The sequence below is a fragment of the Pseudomonas sp. G34 genome, from assembly GCF_031119625.1.
Lineage (GTDB): Bacteria > Pseudomonadota > Gammaproteobacteria > Pseudomonadales > Pseudomonadaceae > Aquipseudomonas.
Genome location: NZ_JAVHZV010000029.1, coordinates 126626 through 145396, shown reverse-complemented (window position 1 = coordinate 145396; position 18771 = coordinate 126626). Strand labels below are relative to the sequence as shown.

Annotated in this window: 18 protein-coding genes and 1 pseudogene; 10 read left to right on the top strand and 9 right to left on the bottom strand. The window is 63.2% G+C overall.

Annotated elements, in window-relative coordinates; genetic code table 11:
• Positions 1 to 16: 16 nt before the first annotated feature.
• From QYS36_RS18795 to QYS36_RS18775, 5 genes are all read left to right on the top strand, one after another.
• Entirely contained in the window at positions 17 to 787 is a 771-nt protein-coding gene (locus QYS36_RS18795; protein ID WP_308840906.1) for a 3-hydroxybutyrate dehydrogenase, read from the top strand.
• A gap of 69 nt (positions 788 to 856) precedes the next feature.
• A complete protein-coding gene (locus QYS36_RS18790) occupies positions 857 to 2203 on the top strand; it encodes a TIGR00366 family protein (RefSeq protein ID WP_308840905.1) in 1347 nt (448 codons plus the stop codon).
• Positions 2204 to 2215: 12 nt separating this feature from the next.
• On the top strand, positions 2216 to 4171 hold the full coding sequence (locus QYS36_RS18785) for an acetoacetate--CoA ligase (RefSeq protein WP_308840904.1): 1956 nt from the start codon (positions 2216 to 2218) through the stop codon (positions 4169 to 4171).
• Between the two features lie 135 nt (positions 4172 to 4306).
• A complete protein-coding gene (locus QYS36_RS18780; protein ID WP_308840903.1) occupies positions 4307 to 5023 on the top strand; it encodes a transporter substrate-binding domain-containing protein in 717 nt (238 codons plus the stop codon).
• Between the two features lie 59 nt (positions 5024 to 5082).
• Positions 5083 to 5601: a thioredoxin family protein gene (locus QYS36_RS18775; protein ID WP_308840902.1), complete on the top strand. Its 519-nt coding sequence runs from the start codon at positions 5083 to 5085 to the stop codon at positions 5599 to 5601.
• Here QYS36_RS18775 and QYS36_RS18770 read toward each other — a convergent pair.
• On the bottom strand, positions 5598 to 6209 hold the full coding sequence (locus QYS36_RS18770) for a DJ-1/PfpI family protein (protein WP_308840901.1): 612 nt from the start codon (positions 6207 to 6209) through the stop codon (positions 5598 to 5600). The genes QYS36_RS18775 and QYS36_RS18770 overlap by 4 nt on opposite strands.
• 102 nt (positions 6210 to 6311) lie before the next feature.
• Positions 6312 to 7529, bottom strand: a complete 1218-nt coding sequence (locus QYS36_RS18765; RefSeq protein ID WP_308840900.1) for a PilT/PilU family type 4a pilus ATPase — start codon at positions 7527 to 7529, stop codon at positions 6312 to 6314.
• Between the two features lie 143 nt (positions 7530 to 7672).
• On the opposite strand from QYS36_RS18765, the gene QYS36_RS18760 reads away from it, so the two are divergent.
• Positions 7673 to 7951, top strand: a complete 279-nt coding sequence (locus QYS36_RS18760) for a peptidylprolyl isomerase (RefSeq protein ID WP_013791549.1) — start codon at positions 7673 to 7675, stop codon at positions 7949 to 7951.
• Between the two features lie 110 nt (positions 7952 to 8061).
• Complete coding sequence (gene sseA, locus QYS36_RS18755; RefSeq protein ID WP_308840899.1) at positions 8062 to 8913, top strand: 3-mercaptopyruvate sulfurtransferase; 852 nt, start codon at positions 8062 to 8064, stop codon at positions 8911 to 8913.
• Positions 8914 to 9186: 273 nt separating this feature from the next.
• Here the strand turns inward: sseA and QYS36_RS18750 are convergent.
• Together QYS36_RS18750 and QYS36_RS18745 are read right to left on the bottom strand one after the other, a co-directional pair.
• A pseudogene (locus tag QYS36_RS18750) lies at positions 9187 to 9396 on the bottom strand (ATP-binding cassette domain-containing protein); the annotation flags it as partial.
• Between the two features lie 8 nt (positions 9397 to 9404).
• On the bottom strand, positions 9405 to 10574 hold the full coding sequence (locus tag QYS36_RS18745; RefSeq protein WP_308840898.1) for a GGDEF domain-containing protein: 1170 nt from the start codon (positions 10572 to 10574) through the stop codon (positions 9405 to 9407).
• 314 nt (positions 10575 to 10888) lie between these two features.
• Here QYS36_RS18745 and QYS36_RS18740 point away from each other — a divergent pair, with 314 nt between their 5' ends.
• A complete protein-coding gene (locus QYS36_RS18740) occupies positions 10889 to 11122 on the top strand; it encodes a hypothetical protein (protein WP_308840897.1) in 234 nt (77 codons plus the stop codon).
• Between the two features lie 87 nt (positions 11123 to 11209).
• On the opposite strand, the gene QYS36_RS18735 is transcribed toward QYS36_RS18740, so the two are convergent.
• Positions 11210 to 11665: an anti-virulence regulator CigR family protein gene (locus QYS36_RS18735; RefSeq protein ID WP_308841388.1), complete on the bottom strand. Its 456-nt coding sequence runs from the start codon at positions 11663 to 11665 to the stop codon at positions 11210 to 11212.
• 133 nt (positions 11666 to 11798) lie between these two features.
• Complete coding sequence (locus QYS36_RS18730; RefSeq protein WP_308840896.1) at positions 11799 to 12086, bottom strand: hypothetical protein; 288 nt, start codon at positions 12084 to 12086, stop codon at positions 11799 to 11801.
• Positions 12087 to 12456: 370 nt separating this feature from the next.
• On the opposite strand from QYS36_RS18730, the gene QYS36_RS18725 reads away from it, so the two are divergent.
• Positions 12457 to 14043, top strand: coding sequence for an ABC-F family ATPase (locus tag QYS36_RS18725; protein ID WP_308840895.1), 1587 nt, complete (start codon positions 12457 to 12459; stop codon positions 14041 to 14043).
• Positions 14044 to 14531: 488 nt separating this feature from the next.
• Here the strand turns inward: QYS36_RS18725 and htpG are convergent, their stop codons facing one another.
• Together htpG and QYS36_RS18715 are read right to left on the bottom strand one after the other, a co-directional pair.
• Entirely contained in the window at positions 14532 to 16436 is a 1905-nt protein-coding gene (gene htpG, locus QYS36_RS18720) for a molecular chaperone HtpG (RefSeq protein WP_308840894.1), read from the bottom strand.
• An 80-nt stretch (positions 16437 to 16516) separates the two neighbouring features.
• A complete protein-coding gene (locus tag QYS36_RS18715; RefSeq protein WP_308840893.1) occupies positions 16517 to 17758 on the bottom strand; it encodes an MFS transporter in 1242 nt (413 codons plus the stop codon).
• Positions 17759 to 18011: 253 nt separating this feature from the next.
• Between QYS36_RS18715 and QYS36_RS18710 the strand changes: the two genes are divergently transcribed.
• Positions 18012 to 18323 carry a hypothetical protein gene (locus QYS36_RS18710; RefSeq protein WP_308840892.1) on the top strand — a complete coding sequence of 104 codons (312 nt, stop codon included), beginning with the start codon at positions 18012 to 18014 and terminating at the stop codon, positions 18321 to 18323.
• 62 nt (positions 18324 to 18385) lie between these two features.
• Here the strand turns inward: QYS36_RS18710 and QYS36_RS18705 are convergent, their stop codons facing one another.
• Positions 18386 to 18769: an MAPEG family protein gene (locus QYS36_RS18705; protein ID WP_308841387.1), complete on the bottom strand. Its 384-nt coding sequence runs from the start codon at positions 18767 to 18769 to the stop codon at positions 18386 to 18388.
• Positions 18770 to 18771 lie beyond the last annotated feature (2 nt).

The following is an 18771-nucleotide window of genomic DNA, read 5'->3' as shown; positions in this document are numbered from 1 at the left end:
CACCCAAGGAGTTGTTATGAACCTCAAAGGCAAGACCGCACTGGTCACCGGTTCCACCAGCGGCATCGGCCTGGGCATCGCGCTGGTGCTGGCCGAAGCCGGCGCCGACCTGCTGCTCAATGGCTTCGGCGACGCCCAGGCGGCCATCGACGCGGTGGCCGCGTCTGGCGGCAAGGTGCTTCATCACCCCGCGGACATGAGCGACCCGCAGCAGATCGAGGCGATGATCGCCTATGCCGAGCGCGAGTTCGGCGCCATCGACATTCTGGTCAACAACGCCGGCATCCAGCACGTTTCGCCAGTGGAGGATTTCGCTCCGGAGCGCTGGGACGCGATCATCGCCATCAATCTGTCCTCGGCCTTTCACACCACCCGCCTGGCGTTGCCCGGCATGCGCCAGCGCAACTGGGGGCGCATCATCAATATCGCCTCGGCCCATGGCCTGGCGGCCTCCGCCGGCAAGAGCGCTTACGTGGCGGCCAAGCACGGGCTGGTCGGCCTGAGCAAATCCGTGGCGCTGGAAACCGCCACCACCGGCATCACCTGCAACGCCATCTGCCCCGGCTGGGTGCTGACGCCGCTGGTGCAGGCGCAGATCGATGCGCGCGCTGCCGAAAGCGGCAACAGCGAAGAGGAAAAGCGCAAGCTGCTGGCCGAGAAGCAACCCTCGCTGGAATTCGTGACGCCCCGGCAACTGGGTGAACTGGCACTGTTCCTGTGCAGCGACGCCGCCGCCCAGGTGCGCGGTGCGGCCTGGAACATGGACGGCGGCTGGCTGGCTCAATAATCGCGATAGACTGCAGAGAACGGCGCCAGGAGGCGCCGAACAACAAAAACAACAATAAGAGGTCACCCGATGTTCAACCGAATCACCCACCTGAGCGTGCAGCTGGTTCAGCGCTACCTGCCGTCGTCGTTCGTGTTTTCTGCCCTGCTCACCCTGTTCGTCCTGGCGCTGGCCATGTTCAGCACCGAGCAGAGCCTGCCGGCCATGGTGCGCCACTGGAACGTCGGCTTCTGGGCGTTGCTGGCCTTCGCCATGCAGATGGCCCTGGTGTTCGTCACCGGCCACGCGCTGGCCAGTGCACCACCGGTGCGGCGCCTGCTGGATCGCCTGGCGGCCATTCCACGCACGCCTGCCCAGGCCATCGTGACGGTCAGCCTGATCGCCCTGGTCGGTTGCTGGATCAACTGGGGCTTCGGCCTGGTGATCGGTGCGGTGATGGCGCGCGCCCTGGCCCGTCAGGTCAAGGGCGTGGACTATCCGCTGCTGGTGGCCTCGGCCTACTCCGGCTTCCTGGTCTGGCACGGCGGCCTGTCCGGTTCCATTCCCCTGGCGCTGGCCGGCGGTGGCGCCGATGTGGCCAAGGTCAGTGGCGGCGTGATCGATGCACCGATCGGCGTGGCGCTGACCCTGTTCACGCCGCTCAACCTGACCATCATCGCCTTTCTGGTAATCGGCCTGCCGCTGCTCAACCGCGCCATGCACCCGGCGCCTGCACACACCAAGGTGGCCGACCCTGAACTGCTGCGTGAGCCCGAGGCCGATAAGCCCGAGCGCGACACCCCGGCCCAGCGCCTGGACGACAGCCGCCTGCTGGGCCTGGCCCTGGTGGCCATGGCCGCGCTGTTCTACGTCGGCCACTTCATGGACAAGGGCCTGGCCCTGGACCTCAACACGGTGATCGGCCTGTTCCTGTTTCTCGGCCTGCTGCTGCACGGCAGCCCGGAGCGCTACATGCGCGCCGTGGACATCAGCGTGCGCGGCATCGGCGGCATCGTGCTGCTGTTCCCTTTCTATGCCGGCATCATGGGCATGATGACCGGCGCCAGCGCCGATGGCGTGTCGCTGGCCGGGCAGATCAGCCAGCTGTTCATCGACGGCTCCTCACAGCGCAGCTTCCCGCTGCTGGCATTTCTCAGCGCCGGCGTGGTCAACGTTTTCGTGCCCTCGGGTGGCGGCCAGTGGGCCGTACAGGGCCCGATCATGCTGCCCGCCGGGCAGGCGCTGGGCGTCGAGCCGGCGGTCACCGCCATGGCCATCGCCTGGGGCGACGCCTGGACCAACATGATCCAACCATTCTGGGCACTGCCCCTGCTCGGCATCGTCGGCCTGGGCGCCCGCGACATCATGGGCTACTGCCTGATCGCCCTGATCTACTCCGGCGTGGTTATCGCCGGCTGCTTCTATTTTCTCGCCTGACTGGATGTACCGATGAACACGCCACTCTGGACACCCTCCGCCTCCCGCATCGCCGCCACCCGCATGGATGGCTTGCGCCGTTTCATCAATCAGCGCCACGGCCTGGAACTGGCCGACTACCCGGCCCTGCACACCTGGAGCGTAAGTGAGCGCCAGGCGTTCTGGCAGGCCATAGTCGACGTCTTCGACATCCGCTTCGCGCAGGCGCCGCGGGCGGTACTCGAAGAAGGCACGGCGATGCCCAGCGCCCACTGGTTCCCCGGCGCTACCCTGAACTTCGCCGAACACCTGCTGCGCCGTCGTGACGAGCATCCGGCCATCGTTGCCATCGGCGAAGACGGCAGCCGCGAGCAGCTCACCTACGCACAACTGGCCGCCCATGTCGCCGGCTTGCAGCGCAGCCTGCAGGCCGCCGGCGTGGGGATCGGCGACCGGGTCGCGGCCTTTATGCCCAACACCTGGCAAACCCTGGTTGGCATGCTCGCTACGGCGAGTCTGGGTGCCACCTGGTCGAGCTGCTCGCCGGATTTCGGCACCCAGGGCGTGATCGACCGTTTCGGGCAGATCGAGCCCAAGGTGCTGATCGCCTGCGCCGGTTACCGCTACGCCGGCAAGAACCTCGACCTGACCAGCAAGCTCAATGAAATCCTCACCCACCTGCCGACCTTGCAGCAGTTGGTGGTGGTGCCTTACGCCAACACCGGCTGCAAGGCCGGCGACTTCCACACCCAGGCAAAGGTCGAATGCTGGGCCGATTTCTATCAGCCGGAGGGTGAGCCGCAGTTCACCGCCGTGCCGTTCGAGCAGCCGCTGTACATTCTCTACTCCAGCGGCACCACCGGCGTGCCCAAGTGCATCGTGCATGGCGCTGGCGGCACGCTGCTGCAGCACGTCAAGGAGCTGGGCCTGCACAGCGACGTGGGCGCCGACGACACGCTGTTCTACTACACCACCTGCGGCTGGATGATGTGGAACTGGCTGGTCTCCGGCCTGGCCCTGGGCGCCACCCTGGTGCTCTACGACGGCTCGCCGTTCCACCCCGAGCCCACGCGGCTGATCGACCTGATCGACGCCGAGGACATCAGCGTGTTCGGCACCAGCGCCAAGTTCATCGCGGCCCTGGAAAAGGCCGGCGCCAAGCCGCGCGAGACGCACGAACTGAGCCGCCTCAAGGCGATTCTCTCCACCGGCTCGCCCCTGGCCCACGAAAGCTTCGATTACGTGTATCGCGACATCAAGGCCGATGTCTGCCTGTCGTCCATCTCCGGCGGTACCGATATCGTCTCGTGCTTCGCCCTTGGCAACCCGGTGGCGCCGGTGTATCGCGGCGAGATCCAGTGCAAGGGCCTGGGCATGGACGTGCAGGTATGGAATGACGCCGGCAAAGCGGTGATCGGCGAGAAAGGTGAACTGGTCTGCGCCAGGCACTTTACCTCGATGCCGGTGGGCTTCTGGAACGATGCCGACGGCGAGAAATTCCGCAGCGCCTACTTCGAGACGTTCCCGGGCGTCTGGGCCCATGGCGACTACGCGGAACAAACGCCCCATGGCGGCCTGATCATCCACGGCCGCTCGGACGCCGTGCTCAACCCGGGCGGCGTGCGCATCGGCACTGCCGAGATCTACCGCCAGGTGGAGAAGGTCGAGCAGGTGCTCGAATCCATCGCCATCGGCCAGGAGTGGGACGGCGACGTGCGCGTGGTGCTGTTCGTGCGCCTGCGTGACGGCGTGCAACTGGACGAGGCGCTGGAGAAACAGATCCGCCAGGTGATCCGCGCCAACACCACGCCGCGCCATGTGCCGGCGCGGATCGTCGCCGTGGCTGATATTCCGCGCACCATCAGCGGCAAGATCGTCGAGCTGGCAGTACGCAACGTGGTGCACGGCCAACCGGTAAAGAACACCGATGCCCTGGCCAACCCCCAGGCGCTGGAGCTGTTCCGCGACCTGCCCGCCCTGCAGAGCTGACCGCTGCGATCACCCGGCACGCAGCCGGGTGATCGCCCACTCTATGCATCGCCTCCTGACGATCCTGTCAGTGGTTCACAGATACACCGCTCGGCACCTCCTATACTCGCGACATATCGTCAAGGAATGTCCGCGTTGCGCCTTATTGCCTGCCTGCTGTCACTGCTGCTGCCCTACCACCTGGCTGCCGAACCCCGCCCTATCCAGCTGTACATGCCGGATGCCGCGCCCCTGGCGCTGCACGGCGACCACGGCAATGGCATTACCGGTGACATCGCCATCATGGCGCTGCAACGGGCAGGCTATCGCGCCGTGGTTGAAAACGCGCCCTGGGCGCGTGCCCAGAAGCGCACCCAGGAAGCGCGCGACGTGATGATCGTGCCCCTGTCACGTACTCCGGAGCGCGAAGCGCACTTCACCTGGGTCGCCAATATCCAGCCGCTGTCCCGCGCCTTCTTCACCCTCGACGATCCGGTTTCCAGCCTGGAGCAAGCGCGCCAGCGCTATCGCCTGGTGGCCGTCGGCCTGGGCACCGCGCAGGAAGAGATCCTCAGGCATGCCGGCTTTACCAGCGACCAGCTGTATGCCCTGAAACTCGGCGATCAACCGATCCAGTTGGTCAGGCGCGGCCGGGTGGATGCCTGGTTCACCACCGATCTGGAAGGTCGTCACCAGTGGGACAGCGGCCCTGAGCTGGCCATGAGTGCCCTGCTCGCACCGCTGGACATGTACATCGCCTGCTCGCTGCAGTGCGACCCCACGCTGGTCGAGTCGGTCCACGACGCCCTCGAAGGCATGCGCCGCGACGGCAGCCTGCAGCGCATCATCGAGCGCTATGTGCCAAACCGTTAGGGCAGTTGCCGCACTCAGGTTTTTCTGCTGCACTGCGCCACCGCACCAGGAGCACGCCAATGACCGGTTACCAGGACTTGTTCGCCATCGGCGAGCCATTCGCCGCCTTCGCCAGCCGCGGCCTGCCCGCCGAACTCGAGGCGGTACGAGCCGCCCAGGCACAGCTCGGCCGCAGCGAGGCCCTGAGCGCCAAGACTCAGCAGCGCCTGGCAGCCGTGCAGGGCCGCTATCATCTGCTGGCCGCCGGCGAGATGTGGTGCCCGGACTGCCAGCTCAACCTGGCGGCGATGGCGCATCTGCAGCGCCTGCAACCCAAGGTGAACCTGGCGATCGTCTCCAAGGCCCGCGCCGAGCATGGATTGAAAGCGCAGCTGGAGCTGGAGCGCATCTCGATTCCACTGGTGCTGGTACTGAACGATCAGTTCGAGCTGATCGGCCGTTTCGTCGAGCAACCGCAGGCGGTCGTCGACGGCGGCGCAGCAGCCCAGGCTGACTACCGAGCGGGTGGTTATCTGCAAAGTACGATCGATGATCTATTGGCGATCATCGAAGCCCACGAGCAACGCGAACAGCCCTAAACGGTGCTGTCTGGCAGACAGGGGCGGATCACCTGCAGGGCCCGCTCGACGAATGCCTCCTTCTCTCCGACCGGCGCCACGTAGTGCAGCACCTCGGCACTCACCTGTTCACCCGCCAGCCGAGTGATGGCCCAGGCGGCCAGGTACGGCGCCGCCAGACAGCCGCCCGCCGTAGCCAGGTTGCCACGGGCATAGAAGGGTTGGTTGAGCACCTCGACACCCGCCTCTACCACCCAGGGCTTGGTGGTCAGATCGGTACAGGCCGGCAGCGCCTGCAGCAAACCCAGCTTGGCCATGAGCAGCGTTCCCGAGCACTGCGCGCCGATCAACTGCCTGCCCGGGTCGAGCTGCAGACGCTCAAGGATGCTTGCGTCCTGGGCGATCTCGCGGGTCTTGATGCCGCTGCCGAAAAGCACCACATCCGCTTCGCGGGCGAACTCGAGCGGCTGCTGGGCCTCGACCCGCACGCCGTTCATGGAGGTCACCTGCTCGCTCGGGCAGGTGATCTGCGCCTGCCAGCCCCGCTCGCGCAGGCGGTTGAACAAGGCACTGGCGATAAACGAGTCGAGCTCGTTGAAACCATCGAATGTCAGTACGGCTACGCGCATGCCCTGCTCCAGAAGTCTGATCGGTCATGGAATCTACGGTCATCTAGGCATGCGCACCACGCACAGCGCCGCACAAATTCGCCCATACAGTGCCCGTGTCAGTCAGATACCACGGCGGCCCGGGTCCTCGGGCGGCGCCTCCTCCTCGATGTCTTCCAGTTTCAGCTCCATGCCCCACTCCGCCGGCTCGGCTGGCTTGGCCGCGCGGACTTCGGCCAGCGCAGCCGCTGGCTGGGCAGCGGGCGCCGGAACAGCTGGATTTTCACGGTAAAGCTTGAGCTTGAGGCGCACGTTATTGGCCGAGTCGGCGTTCTTGACTGCCTCTTCTTCGTCGATGGCGCCCTCGTTGACCAGGTCGATCAGCGCCTGGTCGAAGGTCTGCATGCCGAGGTTCTTGGACTTTTCCATGATCTCCTTGATCTCGGCAAACTCGTTGCGCTTGATCAGGTCGCGGATGGTCGGCGTGCCGAGCAGCACCTCGACCGCAGCACGGCGCTTGCCATCGGTGGTCTTGACCAGACGCTGGGACACGAACGCCTTGAGGTTGTTGCCCAGGTCGTTGAGCAATTGCGGGCGGCGGTCTTCGGGGAAGAAGTTGATGATGCGGTCCAGCGCCTGGTTGGCGTTGTTGGCGTGCAGGGTGGAAATCGCCAGGTGCCCGGTATCGGCGAACGCCAGCGCATGCTCCATGGTTTCCCGGTCGCGGATCTCGCCGATCAGGATCACATCCGGCGCTTGGCGCAGGGTATTCTTCAGCGCCGCGTGGAAGCTGCGCGTGTCCACCCCGACCTCGCGCTGGTTGATGATCGATTTCTTGTGCCGGTGCACGTACTCCACCGGATCCTCGATGGTGATGATGTGCCCGCCGCTGTTGCGATTGCGGTAGTCGATCAGGGCGGCCAGCGAGGTCGACTTGCCCGAGCCGGTACCGCCGACGAACAGCACCAGGCCGCGCTTTTCCATCACCGTTTTGAGCAGCACCTCGGGCAGCTTCAGATCCTCGAAGCGCGGAATGTCCAGCTTGATGTTGCGCGCGACGATGGACACCTCGTTGCGCTGCTTGAAGATATTGATCCGAAAGCGCCCAACGCCATTGATGGAGATCGCCAGGTTCATCTCCAGCTCGCGCTCGAACTCTTCGCGCTGAGCGCTATCCATCACCCCATCGGCGATTTCCGCCACGGCCCCGGCCTTGAGCGGCTCGCTGCTCAGCGCCTTGAGTACGCCATTGAACTTGGCGCAAGGCGGTGCGCCGGTCGACAGGTACAGATCCGAGCCGTCCTGGCTGGAGAGGATTTTCAGCATTGCGTGGAGATCCATGAGCAGCGTTCCCGTCGATTGAAGCTAATACGTTAGCCAAGATTCACTGGAGACAAAGGCCCGCGCAGGCCACATAAATGGCGCCATTTAGCTGGCGCCGCAAATACTGGCACAATACGCGCCCGATAAATGAGGAACCTGTCATGGCAAAGGCAATGGCCCGCCACATTCTGGTCAAGACGGAAGCGGAAGCCGCTGCCCTGAAGAAGCGCATCGCCGGCGGCGAAGCCTTCGACGTACTGGCGCGCAAGCACTCCACCTGCCCATCGGGCAAGAAAGGCGGTGACCTCGGCGAGGTACGCCCCGGCCAGATGGTGCGGGTGATCGACCAGGTGATCTTCAAGAAGCCGCTGCGTGAAGTGCACGGCCCGATCAAGAGCCAGTTCGGCTATCACCTGGTGCAGGTGTTCTTCCGCGACTGAGGGCGTTCCATGCATCGGCGAAAGCGGTTTGTTACAGCCGGTCGCCAGGGGCTGCGCCGCGCTCCTCAAGCTGGCAGGATGAACGCCAACGCTGCGAAAGGAGATCAAGCATGACCTTTGGACCTCTGGTAACAACCGACTGGCTGGCCCGTGAAGGCAATGCCGCAGACCTGGTGCTGTTCGACGCCAGCACCTACCTGCCCAATGAAGGGAAAAATGGCCGCGAGGAATACCTCAAGGCACATATTCCCGGTGCCCGCTTCTTCGATATCGAGGCCTTTTCCGACCCCGACACGCCACTGCCCCACACCCTGCCGTCCCAGGGCCGCTTTGCGCGGCTGGCCGGTGCCGAAGGCGTGGGCAACGATACCCGGGTGGTGGTGTATGACCAGAAGGGACTGTTCTCCGCCGCCCGCGCCTGGTGGCTGTTTCGCTATTTCGGTCACCAGAAGGTGGCGGTACTCGACGGCGGCCTGCCCAAGTGGCTGGCCGAGCAACGCACCACCGAAGCGGGTGAGCCGGCTGCTGCCAGCGAACGCAATTTCCAGGTCAATGTACACAGCCGCAAGGTACGTGGCCTGGGCGATGTGCTGGAGGCCATCGAGCGTGACGACACGCTTATTCTCGACGCCCGGGCCGCCAACCGCTTCGATGGCAGCACCGCCGAGGCACGCGCGGGTGTCGCCTCCGGGCATATCCCGGGCAGCCAGAACCTGCCCTACAGCCGCCTGCTGCGCAGCGACCACACCCTGCAACCAGTGGAGACCCTGCGTACCTTGTTCAGCGCAGCCGGTGTCGATGGCAAGAAGCCGGTGATCACCAGCTGCGGCAGCGGCGTCACTGCGGCGGTACTGCTGCTGGGCATGGAAGTCGCTGGCTTACCGGAAGGCGCCCTGTATGACGGTTCCTGGACCGAATGGGGCAGCCGCGCCGATACCCCCAAGGCCACCGGCGTGGTGTGACACACCGGCGCCCGCCTGCAACGCGGGCGCTTAGCGCCTGCTTATGATCTTCATGCCGGGCCTTGTCTATGTTGACTGCAACGTGGCGGAAGCGACCATTTGCAATGGTGGGCTAAAGCCCACCCTACAGATCGTGCCAGCCTCGTAGGGTGGGCTTCAGCCCACCAATATGAGCAGGTTTGAATCGCAGCACGGCCGGCCACTTCTGCCTTGTAGTTGCACGTACGCATTGCCCAGAAAGATCGCTAACTGGCGCTTACAGCGCGTGGGATTAGCACTGAACGGCTCGTCGAGCAGCAGCACCTGGGGTTTGCCGTACAGCGCCCGGGCGGTGGCCAGGCGCTGCGCCTGGCCACCGGACAGCTGTTTGGGCAAGGCGTCGCCGCGCCCCGGCAGGCCGACGTCGCGCAGCAGTTGCTGCATCCATTTGGCCTCGGCGATCCAGCCATCGGCGAAACCCACGTTCCGCGCCACGCTCAGCCACTGTTAAGTCAAGCCCCCTGCACAAGAACCCACTCAACCCGATTGCGCCCCGCCTTCTTCCCTCTATACAGCGCCGCATCCGCCTGTTGCAGGCACTCATCGAACGCCTGCACGCTGGCGAACTGCTCCGAAACGCCGATGGTCGCCGTGCAGCGAATGGCCTGACCTCGGCTCAAATCAGGCACTTCGAGTTTTTCGATTGCCGCGCGCATCCGCTCTGCCAGCTGCAGCACACCAGTGCTGTCCGAGCGAAGGGCGACCACCACGAACTCCTCCCCGCCCAGGCGGCAGATCAGATCACCCTGGCGCGCGGTGGCGGTGATGACATCGGCCACGTGACACAGCACCCGATCGCCGGCCTGGTGACCATAGGTGTCGTTGATAGGTTTGAAGTGATCGATGTCGACGATCAACAGAAAAGCAGGCTCTGCGCTACGCGAGCGAAAATGGGCACTCAGGGCATCCATCAGCCCGCGCCGATTCAGCAACCCTGTGAGTGGATCATGGGCCGCCAGGCTGCGCAGCTTATCGGTAAGGCGGCGCAGCACCAGCCACACCGCGCAGGGCGGCAGTACGGTCGCCAGGAACGACATGTACAGATAGAAGACTTTCTGAAAGCCACCGTTCATGTCCAGCGAGGCCATGCCCCCGCCGAGAATCATCGCGAACTTGGCGGCGTTCAGCGCGCCGATACCGCCGATCAGCAGCGCAATCACCAGCATCTCGACGCGCAGATCCTTGGCGAAGGTTCGGCTGCCGTACAGCGCCACCAGCGTCATGAGCAGAAACAGCAGCGCACAGGCGCCAGCCAGCAAGGCGTGGCGTGCCTCGTTGCCGAGCCACAGCTGCACCAGCGCCTGGGCGAGCGTGTAGGTGGCAGCCAGGGTGAGCAGAGGCCGCAGTAAGGCTGTCGGTCGCTCGAAGAAGCGCATGGCGCCGAGTACATAGGTGACAGGCGCGCAGAGCGTCAGGGTGTGGTTGATGACGCTTATCGCACTCCAGCCAGGCGCACCGCCGAACAGCTGAAGGATATAGGCAAGGCCGAGCAGCAGATTGCCGAGCGCGAACACGTCCATGCCCATTTTCTTGTCGGCGAGCCGGGTGCTGATCAGCATGAACATCACGCAAAAGCACAGCAGGTACACGCAGAGCATGCCGAGGATGACGGTGGTGACCATGGAATTCGCGCAGGTAAGAGTGCAATGGGAAACGCAGATGGCAGGCAGCGAAGCACCATCCCTGGAGCCCCTGAGCGCTAGCAACCCGGCTAGTATAGCCATTTGATATTGCGCGTCGTAGTGAGGTATGGCGGTCAAACGCAATCATTCTGGCGACTGGGATCGGTTTCATTGCCCTTGGCTTGACAAGGCGTGCGGGAAAGTCGATTTCGATGGGGAATGGAAAGCGCGATAATGGGTCGACTCAACACCTGCAGCCAGAGCGGCTGGGCGGGTGAAAATCCGCAATCACCCTTTCAAACGTCAGAGGACCTATGGGCCAGCGCCAAACCCAGATACTCAAACAAGACCTGAAAACCGTCGCCGAAGACCTGCGATGGGTTTCAGTCGACCTGTTGAAAATTGCCGAGCGGCTCCGCGGAACGGAAAACGAGGCGGATGCCTGGGCGATTCTGCGCATGGTCGGCGTGCTGACCAACGATGAGGATCGGCTCAGCAAATATGCCGGCGAGATCAAGGCCGGGCGTATCGTTCGCTCAAAAGCCTGACCGGAGCACGCTCGGCTGACAACGCCTCAAGAACGTAAATGGCCCAGCTGAATAGGCCGAGCCGCTAGGCGTCAGCGTCGCTGCTGGTCAGTCCAGCGCGCCGTTGAGCACGGCGTAGATGACGCCGGTGGCTACAGCTACCAGGATCAGATCGACGCCAGCCTGCATCCATTCATAGCCGTCATAGCGAGGCAGTTGGCCGAGCAGGCGGCCATCGAGTTTCTTGGCGATACCGGGCGGAAGCGGCTTGCCGCGCGCCAGGTTCTTTTGTATGCCCGGCGGCAGCGCGGGGCCTGGCGACCAGTAGGATCGATTGCCCTGCAGAATGCTCAGAATGCCGCCGCGATCAATGCTGGGGCCAGCATATCGGCCGTCACTCGGCCCGCCACCCTGGTTCCCCTGCCCCTGATGCTGCTGGGCCTGACCTTTACCATTGCCCTGCCCGTGCCCCTTGCCGTTACCCGGATCGGCCGAGGCGAGGCACGGCGCCAAGGCCATCGCAAGCGAAACCATGGCGCTGGTGAGCAGACGTGAACGGGTCATTTCGATGTTCCTTTCAATAGTGGGCAATCCCAGCACTGTAGACGCCTGGCGCGGCACAAGTTCCGTAGCGGCCAGGCAATCGACTGGCGATTGAGGCCCGCCCACCCCAAGCCCTGAAAGGACGCCAGAGGCGTCAGATCGCGTGGAAGGTATGCAGCTGACTCAACGCCAACAGCGACTTGGCCGACTCGCTACTGATCACCGGTGTATCGTCCGGGCTTTCCTCGCGTTGCAATTGCAGGAAGGCACGAAACTCCTCGGCCGGAACCGGCGTTGCAATGCCCTGGATCCAGCCGCCCTCGACCCGATACAAACCACAGGTGCGACAGTCGCACGCCGCATAGGTACCGGTTTTGGAAATCAACCAAGCGTCGTCGCCACAGATAAAGCACCTCACTACTGTCACCTCATCGACATGCATGGGAAATACCCTGTCTGTCATTAGTGACAGAGGCTCTATGGCGGGGATTCAGGAAAATTTTCGCGTTTCCGGCCGAACGGCGCTTTGCTAAGGCGCGCCCGGTGCAGCGGGCTGCCACTGAGCAACCGGGCGCTGTGGCGAACAAGGATCACAGGCCGCCATTCAACTGCCGGCGCAGCTATGCGACAATAGCCGCGATATCAGGCTTGTAACCCCGCCTCTATATACCAGCAGCTCGGACATCCGCCCGGATGCTGCTGCAAACCTTTGCGCAACGACTCGACTCGCCCCCAATCAGGGTGAGCTGGATCAGCTCGGAATCGCTTCCGGCCCGCCAAAAGCGCTCATAACTCATTGATAGGTAACACCTTTGATCTCCACCGCTAACATAACCATGCAGTTTGGCGCCAAGCCGCTGTTCGAGAACGTTTCCGTCAAGTTCAACAACGGCAACCGCTACGGCCTGATCGGTGCCAACGGCTGCGGCAAGTCGACCTTCATGAAGATTCTCGGTGGTGATCTCGAGCCTTCCGGTGGCCAGGTGATGCTCGAGCCGAACGTGCGCCTGGGCAAGCTGCGCCAGGATCAGTTCGCCTACGAGCAATTCAACGTGATCGACACGGTGATCATGGGCCATGAGGAGCTGTGGAAGGTCAAGGCCGAGCGCGACCGCATCTACTCGCTGCCGGAAATGAGCGAAGAAGACGGCATGAAGGTCGGTGAGCTCGAAGGTGAGTTCGCCGAGATGGACGGCTACACCGCCGAATCCCGCGCCGGCGAGCTGCTGCTCGGCCTGGGCATTCCGTTGGAACAACACTTCGGCCCAATGAGCGAGGTCGCTCCCGGCTGGAAGCTGCGCGTACTGCTGGCCCAGGCGCTGTTCGCCGATCCGGACGTGTTGCTGCTCGACGAACCGACCAACCACCTGGACATCAACACCATCCGCTGGCTGGAAACCATCCTCACGGCGCGTAACAGCACCATGATCATCATTTCCCACGACCGGCACTTCCTGAACTCGGTCTGCACCCACATGGCGGACCTGGATTACGGCGAGCTGCGTCTGTTCCCGGGCAACTACGACGAGTACATGACAGCCGCCACCCAGTCGCGTGAGCAACTGCTGGCCGACAACGCCAAGAAGAAGGCGCAGATCTCCGAGCTGCAAAGCTTCGTCAGCCGCTTTTCGGCCAACGCCTCGAAAGCCAAGCAGGCCACCAGCCGCGCCAAGCAGATCGACAAGATCCAGCTGGCCGAGGTCAAGCCGTCGAGCCGCGTCAGCCCATTCATTCGCTTCGAGCAAACCAAGAAACTGCATCGCCAGGCGGTGACCATCGAGAACCTCAGCAAGGCGTTCGATGACAAGGTGCTGTTCAAGAACTTCAGCTTCACCGTCGAAGCGGGCGAGCGCGTGGCGATCATCGGCCCCAACGGTATCGGCAAGACCACCCTGCTGCGCACCCTGGTCGGTGAGTTGAAGCCGGATGCCGGCGCGGTGAAATGGACCGAGAGTGCCGAGGTCGGCTACTACGCCCAGGATCACGCCCACGACTTCGAGGACGACGTCAGCCTGTTCGACTGGATGGGCCAGTGGACCACCGGCGAGCAAGTGATTCGCGGCACGCTGGGGCGCATGCTGTTCTCCAACGACGAGATCCTCAAATCGGTCAAGGTGATCTCCGGTGGTGAGCAAGGCCGCATGCTGTTCGGCAAGCTGATCCTGCAAAAGCCCAACGTGCTGGTGATGGACGAACCGACCAACCACCTGGACATGGAATCCATCGAGGCGCTCAACCTGGCGCTGGAGAACTACCCGGGCACGCTGGTTTTCGTCAGCCACGACCGCGAGTTCGTCGGCTCCCTGGCCACGCGCATCATCGAACTGTCGGACAACGGCGTGACCGACTTCAGCGGCACCTACGACGATTACCTGCGCAGCCAGGGCATCATCGTCTGATCGGCTGAGCCGGCACCACTGCAAGCCCCGTCATCCGCTGGATGACGGGGCTTTTTCGTGTGGGCGGACGTTGGCTTCGCAGGCGGGGCCGATATCGGTTGCAACCTGCGGATCTTAGCGATAGCAAATATCAGACTCTCCTGTGGGAGCGGGCAATGCCCGCGTTTTTTCGCGCGCATGGCGCGCTCCCACATTTCAGCATCGCGCCTCACGGCATGCCCTCCACACTCATATGGCCATATGCCATCGAGCCTGTCGGCGTAGCCTGGGTTGAGCATCGCGATAGCCGATGAGGAGCCGGTGAGAAGCTGATAGCGGGTTCCAAATCTGTGGGAGCGGGCCATGCCCGCGAGTTTTCGCGCGCATGGCGCGCTCCCACCTTTAGCCTCGCTGCCAATGCTCGACCCGGGCTACCAAATCGAAAAAGCCAGGCTGCAGATACAAAAACGCCGCTCGATCGAGCGGCGTTTTGCAGGGCGGCTAGCGGATCAGGCAGACAGCTCGACCAACAGCTTGTTCAAGCGCTGCACGTAGGCGGCCGGGTCTTTCAGGCTGTCGCCTGCAGCCAGGGCGGCCTGGTCGAAGAGGATGTGCGACAGGTCGCCAAAGCGGTCTTCGTCCGGCTCGGCATCGAGCTTCTCGATCAGCGGGTGGTTCGGGTTGAATTCGAAGATCGGCTTCGAGTCCGGCACCTTCTGCCCGCTGGCTTCGAGGATCTGGCGCATCTGCAGGCCCAGGTCCTGTTCGCCGATGGCCAGGATCGCTGGCGAGTCGGTCAGGCGATGGGAAACGCGAACCTCGGCAACCTGCTCGCCCAGCGCACTCTTCAGGCGCTCGACCAGGCCTTCCTTGCTCTTGGCGACTTCTTCCTGGGCTTTCTTGTCCTCTTCCGAGTCCAGGGAGCCGAGGTCCAGATCACCGCGAGCCACGTCGATGAACGTCTTGCCATCGAACTCGGTGAGGTAGCTCATCAGCCACTCGTCGATGCGGTCGGTGAGCAGCAGCACCTCGATGCCTTTCTTGCGGAAGACTTCCAGGTGCGGGCTGTTCTTGACCTGCGCGTAGGACTCGCCGGTGAGGAAGTAGATCTTGTCCTGGCCGTCCTTCAGGCGGCTGACGTAGTCGCCCAGAGAAACCACTTGCTCGCCCTCGCCTTCGGCGGTCGAGGCGAAACGCAGCAGGCCAGCGATCTTCTCCTTGTTGGCGAAGTCTTCCGCCGGGCCTTCCTTGAGCACCTGGCCGAAGTTCTTCCAGAAGGTCTTGTACTGCTCGGGCTCGTTCTTGGCCAGTTTCTCGAGCATGTCGAGCACGCGCTTGGTCAGCGCCGACTTCATGGAGTCGATCACCGGATCCTTCTGCAGGATCTCGCGAGAGACGTTCAGCGACAGGTCGTTGGAGTCGACCACACCCTTGATGAAGCGCAGGTACAGCGGCAGGAACTCATCGGCCTGGTCCATGATGAACACGCGCTGCACATAGAGCTTCAGGCCACGCGGCGCTTCGCGCTGGTACAGGTCGAACGGCGCACGGCCCGGCACGTACAGCAGCGAGGTGTATTCCAGCTTGCCTTCGACCTTGTTGTGGCTCCAGCTCAGCGGGTTGTCGAAGTCATGGGAAACGTGTTTGTAGAACTCCTGGTACTGCTCGTCGGTAACCTCGGTACGCGGGCGCGTCCACAGCGCACTGGCGCGGTTGACCACTTCCCACTCGGGCTCCGCCGGCTTGTCCTTCTCCTCGCCGTGGAATTCTTTCGGCAGCTCGATCGGCAGGCCGATATGGTCGGAGTATTTCTTGATGACGTTGCGCAGGCGCCAGCCGTCAGCGAACTCTTCTTCGCCGCTTTTCAGGTGCAGCACGATGCGGGTACCGCGTTCGGCCTTCTCGACGGTAGCGATCTCGAAGTCGCCCTCGCCCTTGGACGCCCAGTGCACGCCTTCGCCAGCCGACAGACCGGCGCGACGGGTGAACACCTCCACCTTGTCGGCGACGATGAACGCAGAATAGAAGCCCACGCCGAACTGACCGATCAGGCTCGAGTCCTTCTTCTGGTCGCCGGAGAGGTTCTTCAGGAAGTCGGCAGTGCCGGACTTGGCGATGGTACCCAGGTGCGCGATGGTTTCTTCGCGGCTCATGCCGATGCCGTTGTCTTCGAGGGTGACGGTCTTGGCGTCCTTGTCGAAGCTCACACGGATCTTCAGGTCGGAGCCACCTTCGAGCAGCTCAGGCTTGGCCAGCGCCTCGAAACGCAGCTTGTCGACGGCGTCGGAGGCGTTGGAGATCAACTCGCGCAGGAAGATTTCCTTGTTGGAATACAGCGAGTGAATCATGAGGTGCAGCAGCTGCTTTACCTCGGTCTGGAAGCCCAGGGTTTCTTTTTGAGTTTCCACACTCATGGTCATCTAACTCCACATTGATGGCTAAGCCGCGGTACGGCGGATGACCATCAGGTGGGGGCGGCGTGGAAAATTTCAAGTCAGTCGTCGATGCGCTCCACATGCACGACATCTGCCGGGGCCATGGTAAAGCGCGCCTCGCCCGCGCCATTCAGGCGCTGGCGCAGCACCAGTTGCCCCTGCTCGTCGATGCCGGCGAACTGGCCCTGAACCGCGCTGCCCTTCTCGCTGAACAGGCGCATGGGCTGGTTGGCGTAGCGCTGCGGTTCGGCGAGCAGGCGCGCCAGGGTCAGTTCCGGGCGGGCGTCGGGCTGCGCTGGCGGTGGGCTCACCACGGGCTTGGCGGCAGCCGTGGTCGGCGTTGACTCATGCGTGCCAGGCAACTCGGGGAAACGGTCATCGTCGACCCGCCAACCCAGCTGCGGATGCTTGCTCAGGCGCACCGCTACACGCTGCTCCTGGCCGCCCACCTGTGCCTGCACGTCGAGCGCCAGGCTGCCGCTGGTCACGTCGTGCAGCGGCAGCGGCGCGAGCTGGACATCACGGGTGACGAAGCGCCGCTGCAGGTAGTCGGTGATCAGGTAACTGAGGGTATCGCGCGAATCGACCGTGCGGTCCACCTTGCCCTGCTGGTAACGCAGGCCATTGCGAAACAGCTCGACCTGGCCAGTCAGGGTGGTCTGGAACTGCGCCGGCAACACCAGGTGGAACTCGCCCACCAGGCGGTTCGGCTCTTCGGGGCGCAGATCCAGGTGCAGGGTGTAACCGCCCTTGAGCTGACGGGCCTCGGGCAGATCCTGGTCGGGCAGCAACCAGCTCAGCTCGATTTCCGGCAGTTGCCCCGGATCATCGGGCAATACATCCAGCCGCAAGCCATCGGCGCCAACCGGCAGGCCGCGAATGCTCAGCTCGCGACGCGCGAAGAAATCCTGGCCCTCGCGCAGGCTGAGCACACCATCGGTGAGTTCACCTTCCTGGGGGGCGAAGGGCTCGCCATTGAGCTGGCCATGCAGCCGAATGTCCAACTCACCTGATGCAGGCTGCTCGGGCTGCAACCACTGCAGGCTGATGATGGCTTCCAGGCGTTGCGGATCCTGCCCTGCCATCACCGCCAGCCCGACGATCAAGGGAATCATGCCCAGGGCGCAGCAGCCCAGCGCCTGCTTGGCACGGCGCCAGTGCCGCACGATGAACAGCAGCGTCAAGGGTGGCAGCAGGCATGCCCAGCCCCACAGCAGGCTGGTGGCGAAACCACGCATCACCAACAGCACCAGGCCGACGAGGATCAGCAGCAGGCCGCTCAGGATCAACAACGCATCCATTCGATTTCCTTAGATCAGTAGCAGGTGTCGACCGAGCACAGTCAACTGCACAAAAGGCGCCACGATAATCATCACGGCGCGCGCGTTCCATCGACGCGTCGAGCCTTTTGGCTTTTCGTGACAGGCCCTGGATTGGTGCTTTCACGGCATTGAACGGGACAAAAAAGTGCATTGATGCAAAGTCAGTGAACTTATCGCGCCTTCGACGCCTCGAAAAACGGTAATGGCATTCACCCTAAGGAGAAACACCACCATGCAAAAATCAGTCGCTTACGCCTTCATGCTGGCTGCCACGCTGGGCCTTGCGGCCTGTGACAAGCCTTCCGAAAACAAAGCTGAAGATGCTCAGGAAGCCCGTACCGAAGCTCAAGAGTCGATGAACGACGCAGCCGAAGAAAGCAACGAAGCTGCACAGAAAGAATCCGAGGCAGCCCAAGAGCGCGCCGAAGAGCAACAGCAGAATTCTCAGCAGAGCACGCCGGAAAACACTGCGCCTGGTGATGGCATGCCCGCCACGCCACCTGCGGTACCGGCTGAGCCAGCCGCACCTGCCAAGCAGCCGTAATGCTTGTCACACTATCCGCAGTTCGCTGCGGATAGTGCTCCCTCCTACTGGCCATGCAGCTATCAGAGTGCAGGCGTCAGCATCAGCAACAAGCTGCACATCAGCCCCACCACCCATACCGCACTGCGCTGCCAATGCAGATCTGCCAGATAGCAGATCAGGTAGAGCACTCGCGAAAGCACGAATATTACGGCGAGCATATCCACCAGCCACCCGCTGCTTTGGGTAACGTGCGCCATCAACACGCCCACGGCAAAAAGCGGAAATATCTCGAAGCTGTTCTGGTGCGCTGCCAATGCGCGTGCGCCAACGCCCGTCAGGCGCGCCTGTTGCGCTCGCGGATGATGGTTATCGTAATGCCCTCCTTCCTCCTTCATGGCCTTGGCCACCGGTATCTTCGCGATGAAGATCAGCAAGGCGCTGATGAAGACACACCAGAATGGAATGC

Bases quoted from the DNA above. Each gene is read 5' to 3' on its own strand.
- QYS36_RS18795 (WP_308840906.1), top strand. From the start codon at position 17: ATGAACCTCAAAGGCAAGACCGCACTGGTCACCGGTTCCACCAGCGGC.
- QYS36_RS18790 (WP_308840905.1), top strand. From the start codon at position 857: ATGTTCAACCGAATCACCCACCTGAGCGTGCAGCTGGTTCAGCGCTAC.
- QYS36_RS18785 (WP_308840904.1), top strand. From the start codon at position 2,216: ATGAACACGCCACTCTGGACACCCTCCGCCTCCCGCATCGCCGCCACC.
- QYS36_RS18775 (WP_308840902.1), top strand. From the start codon at position 5,083: ATGACCGGTTACCAGGACTTGTTCGCCATCGGCGAGCCATTCGCCGCC.
- QYS36_RS18770 (WP_308840901.1), bottom strand. From the start codon at position 6,209: ATGCGCGTAGCCGTACTGACATTCGATGGTTTCAACGAGCTCGACTCG.
- QYS36_RS18765 (WP_308840900.1), bottom strand. From the start codon at position 7,529: ATGGATCTCCACGCAATGCTGAAAATCCTCTCCAGCCAGGACGGCTCG.
- QYS36_RS18760 (WP_013791549.1), top strand. From the start codon at position 7,673: ATGGCAAAGGCAATGGCCCGCCACATTCTGGTCAAGACGGAAGCGGAA.
- sseA (WP_308840899.1), top strand. From the start codon at position 8,062: ATGACCTTTGGACCTCTGGTAACAACCGACTGGCTGGCCCGTGAAGGC.
- QYS36_RS18745 (WP_308840898.1), bottom strand. From the start codon at position 10,574: ATGGTCACCACCGTCATCCTCGGCATGCTCTGCGTGTACCTGCTGTGC.
- QYS36_RS18740 (WP_308840897.1), top strand. From the start codon at position 10,889: ATGGGCCAGCGCCAAACCCAGATACTCAAACAAGACCTGAAAACCGTC.
- QYS36_RS18735 (WP_308841388.1), bottom strand. From the start codon at position 11,665: ATGACCCGTTCACGTCTGCTCACCAGCGCCATGGTTTCGCTTGCGATG.
- QYS36_RS18730 (WP_308840896.1), bottom strand. From the start codon at position 12,086: ATGCATGTCGATGAGGTGACAGTAGTGAGGTGCTTTATCTGTGGCGAC.
- htpG (WP_308840894.1), bottom strand. From the start codon at position 16,436: ATGAGTGTGGAAACTCAAAAAGAAACCCTGGGCTTCCAGACCGAGGTA.
- QYS36_RS18715 (WP_308840893.1), bottom strand. From the start codon at position 17,758: ATGGATGCGTTGTTGATCCTGAGCGGCCTGCTGCTGATCCTCGTCGGC.
- QYS36_RS18710 (WP_308840892.1), top strand. From the start codon at position 18,012: ATGCAAAAATCAGTCGCTTACGCCTTCATGCTGGCTGCCACGCTGGGC.